Origin of the sequence: Rhodococcus sp. 27YEA15, from assembly GCF_049739425.1 — a bacterium.
In the GTDB taxonomy this organism is placed as follows: Bacteria; Actinomycetota; Actinomycetes; order Mycobacteriales; family Mycobacteriaceae; genus Rhodococcus_F.
The window spans coordinates 2,039,712-2,060,456 of the sequence record NZ_JBMHHW010000001.1 but is presented as its reverse complement, the minus strand read 5'-3'; the positions used below and the strand labels follow the sequence as shown (position 1 = coordinate 2,060,456).

The window sequence follows — 20,745 nt, the reverse complement described above, 5'->3', positions numbered from 1 at the left end:
TTCGTTAACGAACACTGTTCGCTTCAGTGTTGCTCTCATTCCCCGAACGAAAGAAGGACAGATGTACGTCACCGACGACGGCGCGGCGGCCCCGCGCTCACCCCGGTCGCTACGGGCGGCCTGGTTGGCCTTGACCGGCCTGTCCGCGGTGTTCCTGATCGAGATGCTCGACAATTCGATTCTCAATGTCGCCCTCCCGACCATCGGGCGTGAACTGAACGCGTCGACCACCTCCTTGCAGTGGGTGACCGGCGCATACTCCGTGGTGTTCGGCGGATTGATGCTGGTGTTCAGCGCAATGGCCGACCGCTTCGGTCGACGCCGTATCATGCTCATCGGCCTTGGCCTACTGGGCATTTCGAGCCTGGCCACCGCATTTGTCGCCTCCTCCGAGCAACTCATCGCCGTCCGCGCCGCGATGGGCATTGCAGCAGCGATGACCACGCCGGGATCGATGGCGCTGGCCTTCCGCCTGTTCAAGGACGACGAATTACGGGTACGCGCAATTACTCTCATTTCGACGGTGGGCCTGGTCGGGCTCGCCATCGGCCCCACAGTGGGAGGACTCGTCCTCGAGATAGCCCCGTGGCAGGTCCTGTTGCTGATCAACGTACCCGTCGCAGTTCTCGCGATCGTCAGTGTGCGATTCGGAGTCGCCGCAGATGTGGCAACCGATCTCCACCGCGACCCACTCGACGTCCTGGGAGCCGTTCTCGGCACCGTGACCATCGTGGCGGCTCTTCTGGCCCCGACGCTGTTCGAACATCAGGGCGCCGGATCGACGATCCCGTGGGGTGTCACCGCGGTGGCCGTGACCGGAGCGCTCACCTTCGTCCTACGCGAACGATCGGCCAGGTATCCGCTCATCGACCTTGAACTCGTCGCACTCCCCTTGGTCTCGAGCGGCCTGGCCTTCAAGGCCGCAACGGGTCTGGCAACAGCCGGTCTCGGCTATCTCGTGACCCTGCAGCTGCAGCTGGACTGGGGCTGGCCGCCCGCGCTCGCGTCACTCGGCATGCTTCCCCAGGTCGTGGTGCTCATCGCTGGTAGTGCGTTCGTCAATCCCTTCGTCAAATGGGCCGGTTTCGAACGATCTGCCTGGATCAGCGCGGTCACTGTGGTGGTCGGTCTTGCCGTCTACGCCCTACTCGGCAGTCTCGGATACATCTGGGTCGCCGTCGCGCTGGTGCTGGTGGCCGCCGGCATGCGGGTGAACGGTGTTGTCGCCGGAACCAACGTGCTTCGTGGTCTTCCGGAGAACCGGACCACTATCGGCGCCGCCCTGGTCGACACTTCCAGCGAGGTAGCCACCGGTGTGGGTATCGCTGCCACCGGAACCATCCTCGCCGCGATGTTCACCGGCAGTATCGCCGCCTCGAACTGGAGTCCGCACCAGACCGCCGAATTCCGGCAGGCCGTCACGATCGCTGCTCTCACGATCACACTTGTCGCCGCCGCACTCGTCGGGTGGGCGATTACTCGCACCCGGGTCGCTTCGCGCGCCGAATCACGGACAACCCCCGTCGCCCTCGACAGCGGGTCGGAGCGCTGACACACGAAGTGCGCGTTCCATCCTGGCCGCGCACGACTACGGCAATCCAGTACTTCGACCGCCACGGCGGATCGGTCCGCCAAAGGGTATTCCCTGACCCGAGACGGAAAAAACTTCAGGGTCCATGTCATCCCCCGGGACGATGCGTACCTTGCTCCCGCTCGGGAAGAGTTCTCCTCATGATTGAACTGAGGGGATTGACCAAGGCATACGGGCCCACCAAAGCGGTGGACGATCTGACGTTCACGGTCAAGTCGGGGGTGGTGACCGGGTTCCTCGGACCCAACGGCGCCGGAAAGTCCACCACGATGCGCATGATCTTGGGCTTGGACCGCCCCACGGCCGGGCAGGCGCTGGTAGACGGCAAACCGTACCGCGAACTCAAAGACCCGCTACGGACCGTCGGCGCACTGCTCGACGCGAAGTGGGTGCACCCGAACCGCAGTGCGCGGGCCCACCTGCAGTGGATGGCGGCATCGAACTCGATTCCCAAGTCCCGCGTCGACGAGGTCCTCGGGCTGGTCGGGTTGTCCGAGGTCGCGGGCAAGAAAGCGGGCGGATTCTCCCTCGGGATGTCGCAGCGACTCGGCTTGGCCGGGGCGCTGCTGGGGGATCCGAAGATTTTGTTGTTCGACGAGCCGGTCAACGGTCTCGACCCCGAGGGCATCGTCTGGATCCGTAAGTTCATGCAGCGCTTGGCGTCCGAGGGGCGCACGGTGTTGGTGTCCTCGCACCTGCTCACCGAGATGGCGCTCACGGCGGAGAATCTGGTGGTCATCGGTCGGGGCCGGTTGATCTCCGATTCCTCGGTCCAGGAATTCGTGGATCGCTCCTCGGAGTCCACGGTGCGTGTTCGTAGCCCGCAACTGGATGCACTGCGCAGTGTGTTGACCTCGCAGGGGCTCACCGTCCGCGAGGACGGTACCGGCGCGGCGCCGGCATTGGTGGTGGTCGATTCCACCACCGACGTGATCGGTGGTCTGGCCGGATCGAACGGGATCATGTTGTACGAGTTGGCTTCTCATCAGGGCTCACTCGAGGATGCCTTCATGAAACTCACCGGTGACGATGTCCAGTACCAGGCGACCGGAGTCGACGGCGCACAGAACAATTCCATGGGAGGTGCACTGTAATGGCTGTCCTCAGTGCTGAAAGAATCAAGATCACCACCACCAAGTCACCCCTGTGGTGCACGGTCATCATCATCGCCCTCGCACTAGGCGTCGCGTGGATGATCGGCCGCTCGTCCAGTTCCAGCATCAGCTCCTACAACGACCACGCAGCCGAGGGAACCTCGGATCTCGAGAAGTTCCTACCCACCTTCGCCGAGGCAGGTCTCGGAGTGTCCGGCTTCGGAATCATGGTGTTGATGATCATGGCCGCGCTAGCTGTGACCAGCGAGTATCGCTTCGGTGTCATCCGAACCACATTCCAAGCCGTACCCGATCGCCGATCCGTCCTGATCGCAAAAGTCGCTCTGCTCGGCTCGTTCGGCGCGCTGTTGACCTTTGTCCTGATGTTCGGCGCGCTCGCCGTCACCAGGTGGTCCGCCGGCACCGAAGGGTCCGTCAACCTGGCTCTCGACAGCGCCGACGCCTGGCGTGCCGTCTACGGCGTCCCGATCTTCGCCTTCCTGTGCGTGATCCTCGCGATCGGCGTCGGCACCCTGCTTCGCCAGTCGGCCGGAGCCATCGCCCTGCTGCTCCTGTGGCCACTCCTGATCGAGAGTCTGTTCGGAATGTTCGGCTCATTCGGTCGCGCCGTGACGCCGTTCCTGCCGTTCGCGAACGCCGATCACTTCCTGGGTAACACCTCGGGCACCAATTTCCATTGGGGACCATGGGGAAGCCTGATCTACTTCGCGGCGTTCGTCCTGGTCGTCTTCGGCGCAGGCCTCGTCGTTGCGGATCGACGCGACGCCTGAGCCACGCGCTCGGACCTTCGAGGGTGTACCGACACGAGATGTCCGTCGGTACACCCACCGTCAGTCGGTCACATCCACTGGACGAGCTGCCACACGATTCCGTTGGGGTCCGAGAACTGGCAGTACCGCTCTCCCCACGGCTCTGTCTCCGGTTCGGTGACCACAGTGGCACCAGCTGCGGATATCCGGGCGAATTCGGCGTCGAGATCGTCCACGACAAATGCGATCAGTAATCCCTGCCCAGCCGATCCGGCAATCGACTCGGGCTTGAACGTTCCCAGTCCGACGCGAAGGAACACCACGTTGACGTCGATATCGGGGTGCGCGAGTGAGACGAAGCCGTCGTCGGACATCGATTCGGTGAAGCCGAAGTGAATTTTCGCGAATCGAGCCGACGCATCGACGTCGTCCACATTGAGAGACAGCGCGGTTCCGGTGATTTTCATGATGCCCTCCCGATAGAATAACTATATACAATGTACATCGTTTTGGGAGCTCCTGTATTTTCGATCCGAGGAGGTACACGTGCCACGCGAGTTGATCGACCTGCTCTGGCGTGCCCATCCGCACGCGCCGCGAGACGGAAGCCGCGGCCCCAAAGCCAAAGTGACAACGTCGCGGACCGTCGACTGCGCCATCGATCTGGCGGACGCCGAGGGGCTCGAATCACTGACGGTGCGAAAGCTGGCCTCCGAACTCGGCATCTCCCCCATGGCGGTGTACACCCATATCGGCACGCGCACCGACCTCCTCGTCCTCATGGCGGACGCCGTCCGCGCCGGCCAGCGCCGCGATCCCTATGTCACCGACGACTGGCAGGCACGCGTCGAACAGATCGCCGAAGCCGATCTCGCCCTGTACACACGTCACTGGTGGTTGATCGACGTGACCGACCAGCGCTCGGCCCTGGGGCCCGGCACCATCGCGAAGTACGACCACGAACTTCACGCGTTCGACGGAACGAACCTCGACGATGTCGAGCGAGATGCGGCATTGACGTTCGTCACGGACTTCACCCGCACAGCCGCCCAGGCGCGACGCCCGGATCCGCATGCGGCCGACATGGCAGATGTCTGGTACCTCTGGAACGAACGCCTGAAAACTTATCTCGGCGAGGACTTCCCGCTCGCACAACGAGTGGGGGCCGCAGCCGGAGAATCCATGAACGCCCCGTACAGCCCCGATGCGGCGTGGACTTTCGGCTTGGCCCGCGTTGTGGACGCCTTGGAATCACTTGTCAACACACAGAGTTGACCGAACCGCGGAGTTACCGACAACTGCGGCATCGCTGAACCGACTGTTCGGCACCACAGGTCCTGTGCGTGCATTGCATGCCAGGCACGCACTGGGCCGGGGACGTCACGAGCAAGCCCGCTGCGAGCGCGCCCGAATCCTCATGCCAACTCCCGAGCCAAGTCCGTCATCCATTCCAAGTACGCGTGCGGCCCGTCGATCATCACACCGGCTACTGCCGCAACCTCGTCGGCAATGTCTGCGCCGCGCACCACCAGCGCTTCTCCGCCCATCGCCAACGCAGCAGCGAAGGCCGGGAGATCGCCCCGATCGTCACCCGCATAGGCGACCGTCCTCACCTGTGCGACAGCTACCGCGCGCCGCAACCCCGTCCCCTTGTCTTCGTTCACGGGTGGACGCAATTCCTCGACCATCTTGCCCGGCTCGAGTCTCAACCCCGTCCGCTGCGCGACCGCCACCGTAATACTGTGGACGTTCTTCGATGCCGCACTGCGATCCTGCGCGCGACGCCAGTGCACGGCAACCCCAAGGCCTTTGGACTCGACATGGATTCCCTCGAACGCGGAACCGGAGAACGCGTGGCGAAGTTCGGCCTCGGCCGCCGCCACGGCCGGCATCCATGCCGCCACGGAATCGAGCACCTCGACCCCCTCGGAAGTCCACGTCTCCACCCCGTAAGAACCCATCAGAGCCAATCCGTCGCCACTGACGCGGTCTCGCAAGAACGACACCGGGCGGCCGGAAAGCAAGCCCACGAGAGCCAGTCGGCTAGACAGCGCGGTCAACACCTCGGCGGCACCGGGAAGTAAGGCACTGCTGGACGGATCGTCGACGATCGGAGCCAGCACTCCGTCGAAGTCCATGATCAGGGCGGAGTGCACGGGGTCTGCGGCCAGACGAGCGATGACGTCCGATGCGGTTCTCATGTCCCAAGTCTGTCAAACAATCCGAACCCGACGAACCGGCAGTACACGTCGCCGTCGAGAAACGGTGTCGGCTCCACCGATTAGGCCGCCGATTCGTCGGGCCCACCGAACCCATCGCGTTACATTCCCCCGTGCGTCCGGTTCGGCCCGAGCAACCATCTCGTGACACGGACTTCGACCAGCACTCGCGGACCGTCCAGCGATTCGTCGGTGGCATCCCAGCCGCCGTACTTGACGGCAAACAACCTCACGAGACGATCGAACCTCTCGATCTCGTGATGAACAGTGGCGAGACCTTCCGCTACCCGCGGGTCGTCGGAGGCGGAGCCGTCGACTGCGATCGAGACTCGCGGATCTGCCGCGAGGTTCCGAACCTTCGCGTTTGCCGTCGAACTGACGATCCAAAATATGTTTTCGTGCAACAGAAACCACACCGGCGTCGTGTGCGGGGATCCATCCGACCGAAGAGTGGTCAACCATACGCAGGACGCGTTCTCTACCGTCACCGCCTCAGTATCGCACTCCGGATCCACGCAACGATCAGTCGACGGCGGATCCGAGCGGGTGTGACCGGACAACCTGGCGCGAATTTTCGCATATCGCCAAAGCTCTTGATTTTCAACGTGATCAGTCCCCGGCCGGGCGCGGCGGTGGCCGTCAGTTCGCTCCCGGTCATGGAAGATATCGGCACCGGCCACCACGTTCGATGCTGCGACTGTGGGCCTGAAGTCCGAAAACGACCTACCCGATCGTCCACACCTGCCGCTATTTGATCGTGTATGCCGCATTTTTCGGGACGGGGTGGAGAGTTGGTCGCACAAGAAAGGTTCGGTGTCCGTTAGAGTTCTCTCGACGCTTACCAACTGGGGGGTAATGATGAGCGAACTTAGAGTTGTGACCGACGATATCCGCAAGTACGGGTCCACATCCGTCGAGGCCGCAGGTCACATCGCCAATGCCGCAGCCGTGGATCTACAGACCAATCTGGCCACCGTGGGACCGGCAGTCGGTCCGATCGGTCTCGAGTTTCTCGAAGCTTTTGCCCGGGCGCAGTCCACGCACACTCGCGATGTCGCATCACTCGCCGCGTTCTACGCCGGCACCGGCGCTGCGGTGGATGCCGCCGCCGAGACCTACGACCGCACCGACTCCGATCACGGCAATGCCCTACGCCGCGCCGGTGGAGCCGCGGGAGCCCTGGCATGAGCGATGACGACGACCACACCACCGTTCTCGAGTTCCTCCAGGGCGGCGTCGTGGGCCCTGCTCTCGACACTCCGATCGGGACGCTCGCTGTCGACGCGATCGAACAGTCGGCTTTCGCTCCGGTCCTGGGAATGGACATGCCCGTCTTGCCGCCACCGCCCGATCTATCCACGCTGACGCCGGCACTGCCCGACCTCTCCGGCTTGTCGAACCTCGGTTCCCTGCTCCCTTCGCTTCCGGTTTTGCCGTCGGTACCAAATTTTCTTCTGCCGGCACCAGCCCCTGTGATTGCGCCCAACCCGATCGAATCCTTGATGTCCGGGGCCGGGCTTCCCGCCATACCGGGCGTCACCGAGCTTGTCGGTTCGCTCCTCGATCTCGCGAAGGGTTTGGGCACCGGCACGTTCAGCGGCATAGACCCGGTCGCAATCTTCAATCAGGCATCGTCGCTGATCGACAAGGCGATGGGGCTCTCCCGAAATGGGCTCGCCGATGTGGGCCAGACGTGGAAGAGCAACGCCCACGAAGCAACCACCGACCTTGTACAGTCCGCGCAACGCAGCGGCTCCGAACTCAGCGACCGCGGGGTCGCCATCTCGAACACCACTGCTGCCGCGGCCGAATCCGTCCAACGCGGTAACGCACACCTGGCCGCTATCGCCGAGTCGTTCGCAAGCACGGTAATCGCGGCAGCACCCGTAGCGTTGACGCCACCCGGACAGGCAATGCTGATCGCCTCCGCCGTCGAGCATCTGCAAGCAGCCGTAGCGGCTGTCACCCAAACCCGGGGTGAGATGTTCGGGCACACCGCAGCCATGAACGCGCTTGCCGGACCCATACCTGTACCGGCCGCACCGATCGGCGAAGCGGTATCGAAGATGTCCGACCCACGCGCCCTCACCGACGGAATCAATCGGCTCGTCGGCTCGGCCGAGCCGAGCCGAGCCGATGCCGGCGTCGGGACCGGCCGATCCGTGGCCGCTCCGTACGACTCGAACTCCAGTCCCAGCCAGACGACGGCAGCGCATGCCGGTGGCGCACTACCGGTCGGCACAGATCGGGCGTGGGGCGCTGGGGGTCTTTCGGCCCCGTCATCGGCGGGTGTGACGCCGACCGCCGGATCGGCAGGTGCGTGGGCCGGCGGCGGCGCGGCCGGCGCCGGCCCACTCGGGGCCGGCGGTTTGCGCGCCACCACCGGTCTCGCTCCTGGCCAGGCTCACGGCAGTGGCACGTCGTCGCCGGGGTCGGCGGCCGGCGCCCTCGGGAGCAGTACGTCAGGACCGGGAGTAGCCGGCGGCGGCATGATGGGTGCAGGCGCCCGCGGTGCAGGTGGCCAGGAAGAAACGACACACACAGCGCCGGGCTATCTCCTCGGGCTCGGTGACGATTCCATTCTCGACGGCCTCCCCAAGATCACCCCAGCCGTGCTCGGAGCCGAGACCGCCGAACAGTACTTCTTCGACTGAATCAGCGGGCACCTCTCGGTGCGAAAGCACGGATCAGATCAGACCCAGCTCTTGCACCGACGCCCGCTCTTGCTCGAGTTCGCCGACGGACACCTCGATCCGCGATCGCGAGAAGCTGTCGACTTCGAGATCTCGGACGATCTCGAAGCCACCGTCCGCGCAGATCACCGGGAACGAGGAAATCAGTCCCTCGGGTACCCCGTACGAACCGTCCGAACGCACCGCCATCGACGTCCAGTCGCCCGGAGCAGTGCCGTGCACCCAATCACGAACGTGATCGATCGACGCGCTGGCCGCACTCGCTGCCGACGACGAACCACGAGCTGCGATGATGGCGGTGCCACGGGACTGAACTGTCGGGATGAAGTCGTCCTCGACCCACCGCTGATCGTCCACAACTGCCAACGCCGGCTTTCCGTCGACAGTCGCATGCGAAAGGTCCGGATACTGGGTGGCGGAGTGATTTCCCCAGATGGATACTCGCCGCACCGATGCTGCAGGTGCACCGGTCTTGTTCACCAACTGCGCGATTGCCCGGTTGTGGTCGAGCCGAGTCAGCGCGGTGAAACGTGAGTCAGGCACGTCGGGAGCGTTGTTCATCGCGATCAGTGCGTTCGTGTTCGCGGGATTGCCGACCACCAAAATCTTCACGTCCGATGCGGCGTTGTCGTTGATCGCCTTGCCGTGAGCAGTGAAGATGGACCCGTTGGCACTGAGCAGATCAGCACGCTCCATTCCCTTGGACCGCGGTCGCGCCCCGACCAGAAGACCGACACTCGATCCGGCGAATGCAGCAGCGGGATCGTCGGTGATGTCCACGGACGTGAGCAGCGGAAACGCGCCGTCGTCGAGTTCCATCGCGACGCCCTCGGCGGACGACACCGCCGCCGGGATTTCCAGTAACCGCAATCGAACCGGAACGTCGGCTCCGAGCATCTCGCCCGCCGCGATTCGAAAGAGCAGGCTGTACGCAATCTGTCCTGACGCCCCGGTCACCGTGACTGTTACAGGCACAACGCTCATTGCCGTCTCCTCGATGGTGTGCGCGACACCGCCGATACTCTTGGCGGCGTCCGTTCGACTTCGCTGTACGATCGAAACCCACGCTAGCCGACCAAACCTGCCAATTCCTGATCCGTCAGTGTGGTTTTCGGCACCCGGCCGGCTGCCCTGACCATCTCGACGGCCCGGTAGAGTGGCCGCTCCTCGAGGCCGGCGCCACGCGCCTCCGCCCGGAGTTGTTCGATCAATACCGAGGACAATGCGGCCGCTGACGCCAACTCCCCCAGCGCCAATGCGTCCGCCAACTTGCGAAGCGCGAGTATATCCAACTCCCGCCCTCCGCCCGCCGTGTAGAGGGCCAGCGGGATACGGACACTCGATCGGCTGTCGGTCAGGTGCACGCTCACCTCACTGATCCGGCCGGAACGAATCGCCAGAGTCACCGACATCAGTTCGGCAACGTCCACATCATGCGACCGAAGACCAACTTGTGCCCGAATATGATTGCCGTACAAGGAGATATGGCGCCGCAACGTCAACAGAACGGACACCGACGTAGGGACGGCAATCATGAAGCCGACCACCAGTGCGGCCGTCGTCGATGCGAACACACTCACAACCAGTCCGACGACGACGCCCAACACGACCACGGCGACCGCGAACTTCTTCAGCCGTGGCGCGATCAGCGCGACCGGAACCAGATCGAGGGAAACCGCGTCGGCCTCAGTGGACAACGATGGCCCCGACCCGATCGACAACCTGATCGAGAGCGACCGACTCCTGCTCACCGGTGCCGAGATGCTTGACCACAACGACGCCCTCGTCGAGTTCACGCTCACCCAGAACCAGCGCGATTGCCGCACCCGAACGATCCGCGGCCTTCATCGAGCCCTTCACACCGCGATTGCCGTAGGCGAGGTCCACCCGAATACCGTTGCCACGCAACTGGTGTGCGATAACCATGAGTTTGGCTCTGGCATCGTCACCCATCGGAACGCCGAAGACGTCCACCCGGGCCGGCGGGGCAACGGACTTGCCTTCGGCCTCGAGAGCGAGCATCGTCCGGTCGACACCGATACCGAATCCGATGCCGGACAACGGTTGCCCGCCGAGCTGCTCCATGAGGCCGTCGTAGCGGCCACCGCCACCGATGCCCGACTGGGCGCCCAGACCGTCGTGGACGAACTCGAAGGTCGTCTTGGTGTAATAGTCGAGTCCGCGAACCATCCGCGGGTTCACCACATACGGGACACCCATCGCATCCAGGTGTGCCAGGACCTCGTCGAAGTGCGCCTTGCAGCTTTCCGAGAGGTGGTCGAGCATGAGCGGAGCTCCTGCGGTCTTCTCCCGGACGTCCGGACGCTTGTCGTCGAGCACCCGCAGCGGGTTGATCTCGGCTCGCCGACGCGTGTCCTCGTCGAGATCGAGCGCGAAGAGGAACTCCTGGAGGAGCTCGCGGTACTGCGGCCGGCAGGTCTCGTCACCGAGAGAGGTGATCTCGAGGCGGAACCCGCCGAGCCCGAGGGAACGGAAACCGGCGTCGGCGATCGCGATCACCTCGGCGTCGAGGGCCGGATCATCGATTCCGATAGCCTCCACCCCGACCTGCTGCAGCTGACGGTAACGACCTGCCTGGGGACGCTCGTACCGGAAGAACGGTCCCGCATAGCTGACCTTGACCGGCAATTGCCCGCGGTCGAGGTTGTGTTCGATGACAGCACGCATGACGCCTGCGGTCCCCTCGGGACGCAGCGTGACCGAACGGTCGCCGCGGTCGGCGAAAGTGTACATCTCCTTGCTCACGACATCGGTGGATTCACCGACGCCCCTAGCGAACAGGCTGGTGTCCTCGAACACCGGCAACTCGATGTGCCCGTACCCTGCCAGACGGGCCGCACGAGTCAAACCGTCACGAACGGCGACGAATTCGGCGGATTGCGGAGGGACGTAGTCGGGGATGCCTTTGGGCGCGGAGAAGGTGCTGGCTTTACTCACGAGTGTTACTTTTCCTTATTCTTGTCCGCTGAGTCCAACGAGAAACGGATTCGAGGCTCGCTCGGCACCGATGGAGCTGTTGCCCCCGTGGCCGGGAAGCACCACGGTGTCGTCACCGAGCACCAGAAGTTTACGGGCGATCGAGTCGAGCAGCTGCTCGTGATTTCCGCCGGGCAGATCACTTCGGCCGATCGATCCTTGGAACAACGTGTCACCGGTCAGGGCCAGATCAACCGGCGCGCTGTCGGTGCCGGCCTGGGTGCGCAGTACGACGGAGCCCTGAGTGTGTCCCGGAGTGTGATCCACGACGAAGGTGATACCGGCTTCGGTGATCTTGTCACCGTCTGCCAACTCGATCACCTCGTCGGGTTCTGTGAACGTCATTCCATCGATGAACTGCTTCATCGTCGGTCCGATGCCGCGCGCCGGGTCACTGAGCATGTATCGATCGTCCGGATGAATGTATGCCGGAACCGAGAATCTCTCGCAGACCGCCCGCGCCGACCACACGTGGTCGAGGTGTCCGTGTGTGAGCAGCACAGCCGTGACGGTCAGGTCCTCGGAGCCCAGAAACTCGAAGAGTGGCTCGGCTGCGTCCTGGCCCGGATCGACGACCACGCACTCGCGTGAGCCGTCCTGGGCGAGTATGTAGCAGTTGGTTTGGAACATCCCGGCCGGAAAACCAGTGACGAGCACGGGGGCAACTCCTCTTCGAAGGGCGGAAACGAGTAACACGGTATCGGTTACAGCCTAAGCGGCTGCCCCGCCAGCAAGTTCTCAGGTTGCAATGGGAGACTCTGACGACGAGTTGAACACCATGCCGGCGCCGATACGCGACCACCCGCGACCGGCCGGACCACGATCCATCCTGGATCCACCCGCGATACGGAGGACTACTGCAGTGCCGAGTAACGAGCAACGCCGGGAGACGGCGAAACGGAAACTCGAGCGTCAGCTCGAACGTCGCGCCGAGCGCGCACGCAAGCGCAAGCAGATGACGATTGCCGGATCGGCGCTCGGCGTGGTTGTCGTGGTCGCAGTGGTGGCAGGCCTGGTCTGGTTGAACACCGGGAACGACGACACGTCCGAGAGCGCCACCGATACGACCGCCGCATCGGAGCAGTCGGCCGCAGTGATGCCGGTCGGCCGTTCCACTCCGCTACCCGACACAGTCTCCTGCTCGTACCCTGCCGACGGCCAGACCCCGGCCAAGGCCGCCAATCCTCCTCGAACAGAGGGCATCCCGGCCACCGCACCCGACGCAACGCCCAGCATCAGCATCGAGACGACACAGGGCAACATCGGACTGAACCTCGACGGCACGCTGTCCCCCTGCACGGTGAACAGCTTCGTCAGCCTCGCCCAGCAGGGCTATTTCGACAACACGCCGTGCCACCGCTTGTCGACGACCGGGTTGCAGATCTTGCAGTGCGGTGATCCCAGCGGAACCGGATCCGGTGGTCCGGGATACGGCTTCGACAACGAATTCCCGACCGATCAGTATGCCGACGGCGACCCGGCATTGTCCGCGCCGGTCACCTACTCGCGTGGAACCATTGCCATGGCCAACACCGGTGCGCCGGGCAGTAACGGAAGCCAGTTCTTCCTTCTCTACGGCGATTCCCAACTCCCGCCGAACTACACCGTGTTCGGCACTATCGACGATACGGGCCTGGCCACCATCGAGAAGGTCGCCGCAGGTGGAGACGACGGATCGATGACGGCCGGCGGCGGCAAGCCGAACCTGCCGATCGAGTTCACGTCCGTGAGAGTCGACTGATGTTGCGCTCTCCAGCGGCATTCGCCGCTGGAGGCGCAGCGGCACTGCTGCTGGTCGGCTGTTCGAGTTCGCAGCCCGCAGGCTCGATGCCTGCGGGCTTGCGGACCGCTCTCCCGGCGACGGTCTCGTGTGCGTACCCGGACGACGGGTCCACCGCAGCCAGGACGAACACGCCACCGCTCGTCGACGCGATATCGACCATCGCGCCGAATGCAACTCCAACCGCCGCGATCGCTACGAATCACGGCCCGATCGGCGTGGCGCTCGACGGCACCCTGTCCCCCTGCACCGTCAACAGCTTCGCCAGTCTGGCGTACCAAGGCTATTTCGACGACACCACCTGTCATCGTCTGACCACCGGTCCGTCGCTGCAGGTGCTTCAGTGCGGTGACCCGTCGGGCACCGGCCGTGGTGGTCCGGGATACGGCTTCGACAACGAATTCCCCACCACCGCGTACGACCGGGGAGATCGAGCAGTCGACAAACCCGTCACCTATCCACGCGGGGCGGTGGCGATGGCGAACACCGGCGCGCCGGGTAGCAACGGAAGCCAGTTCTTCCTGGTCTACGGCGATTCTCGACTGCCACCCCAATACACCGTGTTCGGAACCGTAGACGCGAGCGGCCTGTCCACCCTCGACAAGATCGCGGCGGGCGGGGCCACCCCGAGCCGCGACGGCACACCCATTCTGACCACTGACATCAAGACTGTGAGGCTCGACTGATGCGAAGAATCCCCCTGATGGTTGCCACTGCGGGTGCAGCGGCACTGTTGCTCGCCGGCTGTTCGAGCACTGATTCGGGCTCGGCGGCAACGTCCTCCGATGCCACCACGTCGAAGACGACCACGACGACTAGGGTGGCGCCCCCGCTCGACATGTCGCAGTTCCAGGCGCTCCCACCGGTACCAGCACCTGCGGCGGCAACCGTGGACTGCTCGTACCCGACGGCGCCCGGCGCCGCCAAGACCGTCAATCCGCCCAGCACCACCGGAGTGTCGACGGAGGGAACGGTCACCGTTTCGTTGTCGACCACCGCCGGTCCGATCGGAATGCAGTTGAACAGGGCACAAGCGCCCTGCACCGTCAACAGCGTCGTGAGCTTGGCGGAGCAGAACTACTTCGACGACTCTCCGTGTCATCGTCTGGTGACCAGCCCGGGCCTACAGATCCTGCAGTGCGGCGATCCTTCCGGCCAGGGCACGGGTGGTCCCGGTTACGGCTTCGACAACGAGTACCCCACCACCACGTATGCCGAGAACGATCCCGATCTCTCGCTACCTGTCGTGTACCCGCGGGGCACGCTCGCCATGGCGAATTCCGGCCGGCCAGGTAGCAACGGCAGCCAGTTCTTCCTCGTCTACGAGGATTCGGTACTGCCGCCCAGCTACACGGTGTTCGGCACCATCGACGACGCCGGTCTGAGCACCGTCGAAAAGATCGCGGCGGGCGGCGACGACGGATCGATGCCCGCAGGCGGCGGTGCACCCGCCACGCCGATCACGATCGAGACCGCCACGGTCAACTGATCTGAGATAGACGAAATGGGTGGTGTGAGAACGATTCTCACACCACCCTTTGTCATGGCGCACGTCGACTGACCTGAGAGATCTACACCACTCGATCACGAAAAATCGGACATTAAAGTCTTGGGGCGGCTAGCTTTTCTCTCACCGACGAAATGGGGACTGTCATGAGAGTGCTGGTGACCACGGCAAGCAAACACGGTGCCACCGCCGACATCGGAGCACGATTGGCGGTCGCACTCGAATCCCACCTACGCTCTCGCGGTATCGACCCGAAGATCGACGTCGTCCCGGCCCACGACGTCGAGACCGCTGCGTCCTACGATGCGGTGGTACTCGGCAGTGCGATCTATCTGGGAAAGTGGCTGAAAGATGCAACACGGCTCGTCGAACGCGACCTCGACGCACTCCGAAGCCGTCCCGTATGGTTGTTTTCCAGCGGCCCGATCACTCCTGGCGACAACGCCGACAACCTGAAGTGGATCAATACCCCGTGGGCTGTGGAGCATCACATGTTCGGCGGCAAGCTCGACCCCACCGTCCTCCCGTTCGGGGAACGCCTTGCCACCAGGGCCGCACACGCCACCGAAGGCGATTTCCGCTCGTTCGACGACGTCGAGGCGTGGGCCGACCGCATCGGCGAGACACTCGCCGCGCCGCCGACGTCACCGTGAGTTCCGTCGACATCTACTGGCTACCACTCGGGGCCGGTGGGCGCGTGGTCCACGCCAACGGTGTCGCCTACGAGCAGGTCAGCGCATGGTGGACGCGTCGAACTCCGCGTCCTCTGTTCCACAGCGCCCTGACGGTCACGGTGGACACGGACGTCCACGTCGTCGAGATGACTCCCGCGTGGCAGCACACTCAACCCGGTCGGGGCATAGTCGCCCGAGGTCCGGTCGGAACCCGGTGGGCGGGGAGATCGAGGTACTTCCGCTACGAGGTGCACTGCTGGAAGAACGGAACGATCGACGACGTCGACAAGGCAGTGTCCAGCCCGCAGCACCTGTCCACCGATCCTGGCGCAGCGGCTCGCGTCGTCGCCTTGATCCACTCCGTTCCGGTACTGGTGTGGGGCCGAGACGAACTCGGCACCGGAGACATGTGGAACTCGAACTCCGTCATCTCGTGGGTACTGACTCGAAGCGGCGTCGACCTCACCGGCGTCCATCCCCCGAACCGAGGGCGAGCACCCGGCTGGCACGCCGGAATCCTGGCAGCGCAACGCAGTCCGTGAAGAACGAGGTATGCCGAGCAGATCCTCTGCCCGACCTACCCGTCACCTCTCGTCAGGATGCAGACGTCACCCGATACACGTCGTAGACACCCTCGACATTGCGCACCACGTTCAGAACGTGACCCAGATGCTTCGGATCACCCATCTCGAAGGTGAACTTGCTGATCGCGACCCGATCACCGGACGTGTTCACCGACGCGGACAAGATGTTGACCTTCTCGTCGGCGATCGCCTTCGTCACGTCCGAGAGCAACCGATGCCGATCCAGCGCTTCGATCTGGATCGCGACCAGGAACACCGACGACGCGGACGGCGCCCACTCGACGTCGATGATCCGCTCGGACTGATCGTGTAGCGAATTGGCGTTGGTGCAGTCGGTCCGGTGCACACTGACCGCGCCGCCGCGAGTGACGAAGCCCAAGATCGCGTCCCCGGGCACGGGTGTGCAACATTTGGCGAGCTTCGCGACGGTGCCCGGCGCACCCGGAACGAGGATCCCGGAGTCGGCGGTACTGCGGGTACGCATCGGCATCGTGGACGGCGTGGAACGCTCGGCGAGTTCTTCCTCGACCGCGCCCACGCCACCGAGATGTGCGACCAGACGCTGCACCACATGGTGCGCGGAGACCTGGCTTTCCCCCACCGCGGTGTACAGCGCGGAGACGTCCGGGTAACGCAACTCGTGCGCAATGGATGCCATCGACTCGGCATTCATCAAGCGCTGCAACGGAAGTCCGACGCGCCGCACTTCCTTGGCGATCTGATCCTTGCCTGATTCGAGAGCTTCCTCGCGCCGTTCCTTGGCGAACCACTGCCGGATCTTCGCCTTCGCGCGGGGCGAGACGACAAATGTCTGCCAGTCCCGACTCGGGCCGGCGGTAGCCGCCTTCGAAGTGAAAACCTCGACCACTTCACCGTTGTCGAGGTGACGTTCGAGCGCCACCAACCGGCCGTTCACCCTGGCACCGATACAGCGGTGACCGACCTCGGTGTGTACTGCGTACGCGAAGTCCACCGGCGTGGAACCGGCAGGCAGCGTCACCACGTCGCCCTTGGGGGTGAAGACGAAGATCTCCTTGACCGCGAGGTCGTACCGCAGCGATTCGAGGAACTCGCCCGGATCGGCGGCTTCACGCTGCCAATCCAACAGCTGACGCATCCACGCCATGTCGTCGACCTCGGCGATGTCACCGGAGTTCTTGCCCTTGGTCTCCTTGTATCGCCAGTGCGCCGCGATACCGAACTCCGCCGTGCGGTGCATGTCCTGCGTTCGAATCTGCACCTCGAGGGGCTTGCCCTCCGGGCCGACCACCGTCGTGTGTAACGACTGGTACACCCCGTAGCGCGGTTGCGCGATGTAGTCCTTGAACCGACCTGCCATCGGTTGCCATAGCGAGTGCACGACGCCGACGGCGGCATAACAGTCACGCACTTCCTCGCACAGGATCCGGACGCCGACGAGGTCATGAATGTCGTCGAAGTCGCGCCCCTTGACGATCATCTTCTGATAGATGGACCAATAGTGCTTGGGACGCCCTTCCACCACCGCATTGATCCGCGATGCCGTCAGGGTCGAATTGATCTCCGCGCGCACCTTCGCCAGATACGTGTCCCGCGACGGCGCCCGATCGGCGACCAGTCGAACGATCTCGTCGTACTTCTTGGGATGCAGGATCGCGAACGACAAGTCTTCGAGTTCCCACTTGACGGTGGCCATACCGAGTCGATGCGCAAGCGGCGCAATGACTTCGAGTGTCTCTCGAGCCTTTCGCGCCTGCTTCTCGGGCGGCAGGAACCGCATCGTACGCATGTTGTGCAGACGGTCCGCGACCTTGATCACCAGCACCCGAGGATCACGCGCCATGGCGATGATCATCTTCCGGATCGTCTCACCCTCGGCGGCCGTGCCGAGCACGACTTTGTCGAGTTTGGTGACACCGTCGACGAGGTGCGCTACCTCGTCACCGAAGTCCTTGGTCAGCTCTTCGAGCGAGTACCCGGTGTCCTCGACGGTGTCGTGCAGGAGTGCTGCCACCAACGTGGTGGTGTCCATCCCCAACTCGGCGAGAATGCTCGCCACCGCCAGCGGGTGCGTGATGTACGGGTCACCGGACTTTCGAAACTGACTCGAATGGCGATCTTCGGCTACATCGTAGGCACGCTGCAGAAGCGCCAGATCCGCCTTGGGGTACAGCTCACGGTGCAAACTGACCAACGGTTCCAGAACCGGGCGAACAGCAGCGTTACGCTGCCCGGTGATGCGACGGGCCAGTCGCGCCCGCACCCGCCGAGACGCCGACGCCGGAACGGCCAGTGACTGCCCTCCCCGATTGCCGGAGGTGTGCGACGGATCCGATCCGTCCGATACACCGGACGACACCGCAGCCGTGTCCGGTACGGCGACGGTCCCTGCACCTCGTGACTGTGCACCGGAGTTCTCTGATCGATCAAGATTCGACGTCATGTCGCCACCTCCTACCACCGAGTTGGTTCAGGCAACCACCCTACCGAGAGCCGTTGCCCTGGGCGTCGGCCGCGACCCCCAGAATCCAACTTTAGTACTCAGACGGTAACCAGCGACGTCACCGGGTACTTCACGAACCGCTCACGGCCCCCTAGATCCTCGATTTCGAGAACGACCGCGATGCCGATCACGTTCGCGCCGGCCAGTTCCACCAACTGAACAGCTGCCTCCAACGTTCCGCCGGTAGCGAGAACGTCGTCGATCACGAGAACATTCCGCCCGGTCAGATCGAAGCCGTTGGCCGGAATCTCCAGCGTCGCCGAACCGTACTCGAGACTGTACGAACGCGACAGCACCGGTGGCGGCAACTTACCGACCTTGCGAACTGCGACGACGCCGGCCCTCATCCGGGCCGCGGCACCCGCTCCCAGGAGAAATCCGCGGGCGTCGATCGCGGCAATGGTGTCGGCATCCGGGGCACACGCCACCAGCGCGTCGAGCACGGCACCGAATCCTTCGGCGTCCGCGAATACCGGTGTGAGATCCGCGAACCGGACACCGGGCCCGGGAAAATTGTCCGCCCATCTGGTCAACCGCACCACAGCGTTGGCGGCCGCGCTGTGCAGCGAGGCCAGTTCGTCCTCGGACATGTCCGCTCTGTCCGATACGAAGTCATTCGAGACCGTCATCTACGTAAAACCCATCTATCCATGTTCCAGCCGGTCGCTGAGCGAGTCGGGTTCGTTACCACTGCTTCCATTCCCTCCGCCACTGCCACGCTACGCACCTGATCGAAAAGGGGAATCGTGGGCATCTGACGCCAGAGAATGTTTTCTGCCTCCACCGACAACCCGAGTTGGGCAACGGTGTTCGGATCGGTGTTGAGCTGATCGACGATTTGATCGATCCGAGGATTACGGTACCCACCGAAATTCGATCCGTTGTCCGATCGAAGGGCGGCCCGCGCGTCGAGCATGCCCGCAGTTCCGGCCGCACCGGCCGCACCGGCCGTGCCGGCAAGGACCGCATCGACGTCACCGCGCCCCAACGAGGTCGGATCGAAGCCTTCCCGGCCCGCGTCCTCGACCGAGATTCCAGCCGGCGCGCACGCCTGTTTCACCTGCGTGACGATCTCGGCGCGTACCGGGTCGGGGGCGAGATAGCCTATCCGTATCGTCATCGTTTCGAGGCCGGCGTCCGCCAACGCCGACTGGGCGGCTCCGACGTCGGCATCTACGAAACGGTCTCCGTCCGTAGCTGCGGCCTCGCGATAGACGAGAGCGTCCGGCGCTGTCAATCGCGAATCGATCAGGCCGGCACCCACGCCCACCGTCGGGGCGCCCGCGGTGACGCCGAACGTCTCGAACAACGACGACCGCGGCACACACGAGGCAAAAGCACGCCGTGCCGCTTCGCCTTCGAATACGCCGTCGGAACCGAGAACGAACTGCTCGACGGACCGGGACGGCACCCGCTCGACCGTGTACCCGGCGATATCGCCGACATTGTCGACGCCGCCGGACGCCACATCGACCACCTCGATCGAATGTGCCGTCAGATCCGTGAGATCGACACCCAGTGGCCACACCACGATCCGATCGGTGGCCGGCTTGTTTCCCCACCATCGTTCGTTGGCCACGAGCACGAGGCCGCCGTCCTCGGTGTACGAGTCGATGCGATACGGGCCCGACGACGGCAGCAACGACGTGTCGAGTGCTCCCGGAAGCAACGTCCAACCGGTGTTCCAGAAGTCCGCGACCTTCGTCAACTCGTCGACATCACCGCTGCGCACCGCTGCCACCACGTCAGGCACCCCGGTTCGTTCGGTCACGACATGCGACGGCATCAGGGCGGTGGCACCGAACAAGGAGCGCCACTCGGTGAACGTGCGACCGGGTTTGAACACCACCGTTGCGTCCTTGGCACCCGGTTGGCAGTCGATTCGGTCGATGTCCGAGTAGCCCACCGTGCTGGCGGCGTCGAACAGCGGCTTCTCCACACCGTCGACCTCCGCGGTGAATCGTCCGCTCGAGGCCGCCCAGGTGAGAACGAGATCGTCACACGAGAGAGGGACACCGTCCGAGTACACCGACGCCGGGTTCAACGTGTACGACACGGTGAGTGTGTCACCCGGTACCTCGACTGCGGTGCCGATGTCGGTGTCGGCAACGGGAGCACCGGTCGGACCGGTATAGGTGAAGCCGGGTAACACCCGCCCGAGGGCCGCCAGCGCGCCCGATACCGAGCCTGCCGTCGTGTTCGCATTGAACGTGGTGATCGTGTTGTCGATCGCGTAACCGATCGACGGAATCTGTTCCGATTCCTGCGAACACGCCGCCAGCGACCCCGCCGCCACGGATGTGGCGGCGAGGAGCGAGAGCGAACGAACCACTACCCGCCTGGCCGGCCGCATG

At 64.1% G+C, this 20,745-nt stretch carries 21 protein-coding genes; 11 read left to right on the top strand and 10 right to left on the bottom strand.

Going from position 1 to position 20,745, the window contains the following annotated elements; translation table 11 throughout:
* Positions 1–61: 61 nt before the first annotated feature.
* The 3 genes from ABH922_RS09545 to ABH922_RS09535 all read left to right on the top strand — a co-directional run bounded on the left by ABH922_RS09545 (position 62) and on the right by ABH922_RS09535 (position 3,476).
* Positions 62–1,552 (top strand): MFS transporter, encoded by a 1,491-nt coding sequence (locus tag ABH922_RS09545; protein ID WP_424806689.1) that lies wholly within the window; start codon positions 62–64, stop codon positions 1,550–1,552.
* 179 nt (positions 1,553–1,731) lie between these two features.
* Complete coding sequence (locus ABH922_RS09540) at positions 1,732–2,685, top strand: ABC transporter ATP-binding protein (protein WP_424806688.1); 954 nt, start codon at positions 1,732–1,734, stop codon at positions 2,683–2,685.
* Positions 2,685–3,476: an ABC transporter permease gene (locus tag ABH922_RS09535; RefSeq protein WP_424806687.1), complete on the top strand. Its 792-nt coding sequence runs from the start codon at positions 2,685–2,687 to the stop codon at positions 3,474–3,476. The genes ABH922_RS09540 and ABH922_RS09535 overlap by 1 nt, the downstream gene beginning before the upstream one ends.
* Positions 3,477–3,544: 68 nt before the next feature.
* Here ABH922_RS09535 and ABH922_RS09530 read toward each other — a convergent pair whose 3' ends face one another.
* Positions 3,545–3,922, bottom strand: a complete 378-nt coding sequence (locus ABH922_RS09530) for a VOC family protein (protein WP_424806686.1) — start codon at positions 3,920–3,922, stop codon at positions 3,545–3,547.
* 79 nt (positions 3,923–4,001) lie between these two features.
* On the opposite strand from ABH922_RS09530, the gene ABH922_RS09525 reads away from it, so the two are divergent.
* Positions 4,002–4,730, top strand: a complete 729-nt coding sequence (locus tag ABH922_RS09525; protein ID WP_424806685.1) for a TetR/AcrR family transcriptional regulator — start codon at positions 4,002–4,004, stop codon at positions 4,728–4,730.
* Between the two features lie 140 nt (positions 4,731–4,870).
* Here the strand turns inward: ABH922_RS09525 and otsB are convergent, their stop codons facing one another.
* Positions 4,871–5,656 (bottom strand): trehalose-phosphatase, encoded by a 786-nt coding sequence (gene otsB / locus ABH922_RS09520; protein ID WP_424806684.1) that lies wholly within the window; start codon positions 5,654–5,656, stop codon positions 4,871–4,873.
* A 119-nt stretch (positions 5,657–5,775) separates the two neighbouring features.
* A complete protein-coding gene (locus ABH922_RS09515) occupies positions 5,776–6,162 on the bottom strand; it encodes a nitroreductase/quinone reductase family protein (protein WP_424806683.1) in 387 nt (128 codons plus the stop codon).
* Between the two features lie 367 nt (positions 6,163–6,529).
* On the opposite strand from ABH922_RS09515, the gene ABH922_RS09510 reads away from it, so the two are divergent.
* Together ABH922_RS09510 and ABH922_RS09505 are read left to right on the top strand one after the other, a co-directional pair.
* Positions 6,530–6,862 (top strand): type VII secretion target, encoded by a 333-nt coding sequence (locus ABH922_RS09510; protein ID WP_424806682.1) that lies wholly within the window; start codon positions 6,530–6,532, stop codon positions 6,860–6,862.
* Positions 6,859–8,328 (top strand): hypothetical protein, encoded by a 1,470-nt coding sequence (locus ABH922_RS09505; RefSeq protein WP_424806681.1) that lies wholly within the window; start codon positions 6,859–6,861, stop codon positions 8,326–8,328. The genes ABH922_RS09510 and ABH922_RS09505 overlap by 4 nt, the downstream gene beginning before the upstream one ends.
* Before the next feature lie 33 nt (positions 8,329–8,361).
* Here the strand turns inward: ABH922_RS09505 and ABH922_RS09500 are convergent, their stop codons facing one another.
* The 4 genes from ABH922_RS09500 to ABH922_RS09485 all read right to left on the bottom strand — a co-directional run bounded on the left by ABH922_RS09500 (position 8,362) and on the right by ABH922_RS09485 (position 12,021).
* Positions 8,362–9,351, bottom strand: coding sequence for a malate dehydrogenase (locus ABH922_RS09500; RefSeq protein ID WP_424806680.1), 990 nt, complete (start codon positions 9,349–9,351; stop codon positions 8,362–8,364).
* Positions 9,352–9,434: 83 nt separating this feature from the next.
* Positions 9,435–10,064, bottom strand: a complete 630-nt coding sequence (locus tag ABH922_RS09495; protein ID WP_424806679.1) for a hypothetical protein — start codon at positions 10,062–10,064, stop codon at positions 9,435–9,437.
* Complete coding sequence (gene hisS / locus ABH922_RS09490) at positions 10,054–11,325, bottom strand: histidine--tRNA ligase (RefSeq protein WP_424806678.1); 1,272 nt, start codon at positions 11,323–11,325, stop codon at positions 10,054–10,056. Before hisS ends, ABH922_RS09495 begins: the two co-directional genes overlap by 11 nt.
* 15 nt (positions 11,326–11,340) lie before the next feature.
* Positions 11,341–12,021 (bottom strand): MBL fold metallo-hydrolase, encoded by a 681-nt coding sequence (locus ABH922_RS09485; protein ID WP_424806677.1) that lies wholly within the window; start codon positions 12,019–12,021, stop codon positions 11,341–11,343.
* A gap of 205 nt (positions 12,022–12,226) precedes the next feature.
* Here ABH922_RS09485 and ABH922_RS09480 point away from each other — a divergent pair, with 205 nt between their 5' ends.
* The 5 genes from ABH922_RS09480 (at position 12,227) to ABH922_RS09460 (ending at position 15,867) form a co-directional block, all read left to right on the top strand.
* Positions 12,227–13,105: a peptidylprolyl isomerase gene (locus tag ABH922_RS09480; RefSeq protein ID WP_424806676.1), complete on the top strand. Its 879-nt coding sequence runs from the start codon at positions 12,227–12,229 to the stop codon at positions 13,103–13,105.
* Complete coding sequence (locus ABH922_RS09475; protein WP_424806675.1) at positions 13,105–13,830, top strand: peptidylprolyl isomerase; 726 nt, start codon at positions 13,105–13,107, stop codon at positions 13,828–13,830. The genes ABH922_RS09480 and ABH922_RS09475 overlap by 1 nt, the downstream gene beginning before the upstream one ends.
* Positions 13,830–14,633, top strand: coding sequence for a peptidylprolyl isomerase (locus ABH922_RS09470; protein WP_424806674.1), 804 nt, complete (start codon positions 13,830–13,832; stop codon positions 14,631–14,633). Before ABH922_RS09475 ends, ABH922_RS09470 begins: the two co-directional genes overlap by 1 nt.
* 164 nt (positions 14,634–14,797) lie before the next feature.
* Complete coding sequence (locus ABH922_RS09465; RefSeq protein ID WP_424806673.1) at positions 14,798–15,304, top strand: flavodoxin domain-containing protein; 507 nt, start codon at positions 14,798–14,800, stop codon at positions 15,302–15,304.
* Positions 15,301–15,867: a hypothetical protein gene (locus ABH922_RS09460; RefSeq protein ID WP_424806672.1), complete on the top strand. Its 567-nt coding sequence runs from the start codon at positions 15,301–15,303 to the stop codon at positions 15,865–15,867. The genes ABH922_RS09465 and ABH922_RS09460 overlap by 4 nt, the downstream gene beginning before the upstream one ends.
* Positions 15,868–15,919: 52 nt before the next feature.
* Here ABH922_RS09460 and ABH922_RS09455 read toward each other — a convergent pair whose 3' ends face one another.
* The 3 genes from ABH922_RS09455 to ABH922_RS09445 form a co-directional block, all read right to left on the bottom strand.
* Positions 15,920–18,331, bottom strand: a complete 2,412-nt coding sequence (locus tag ABH922_RS09455) for a RelA/SpoT family protein (protein ID WP_424806671.1) — start codon at positions 18,329–18,331, stop codon at positions 15,920–15,922.
* A 98-nt stretch (positions 18,332–18,429) separates the two neighbouring features.
* A complete protein-coding gene (locus ABH922_RS09450) occupies positions 18,430–18,981 on the bottom strand; it encodes an adenine phosphoribosyltransferase (RefSeq protein ID WP_424806670.1) in 552 nt (183 codons plus the stop codon).
* 35 nt (positions 18,982–19,016) lie between these two features.
* Entirely contained in the window at positions 19,017–20,744 is a 1,728-nt protein-coding gene (locus tag ABH922_RS09445) for an ABC transporter substrate-binding protein (RefSeq protein WP_424806669.1), read from the bottom strand.
* Position 20,745 lies beyond the last annotated feature (1 nt).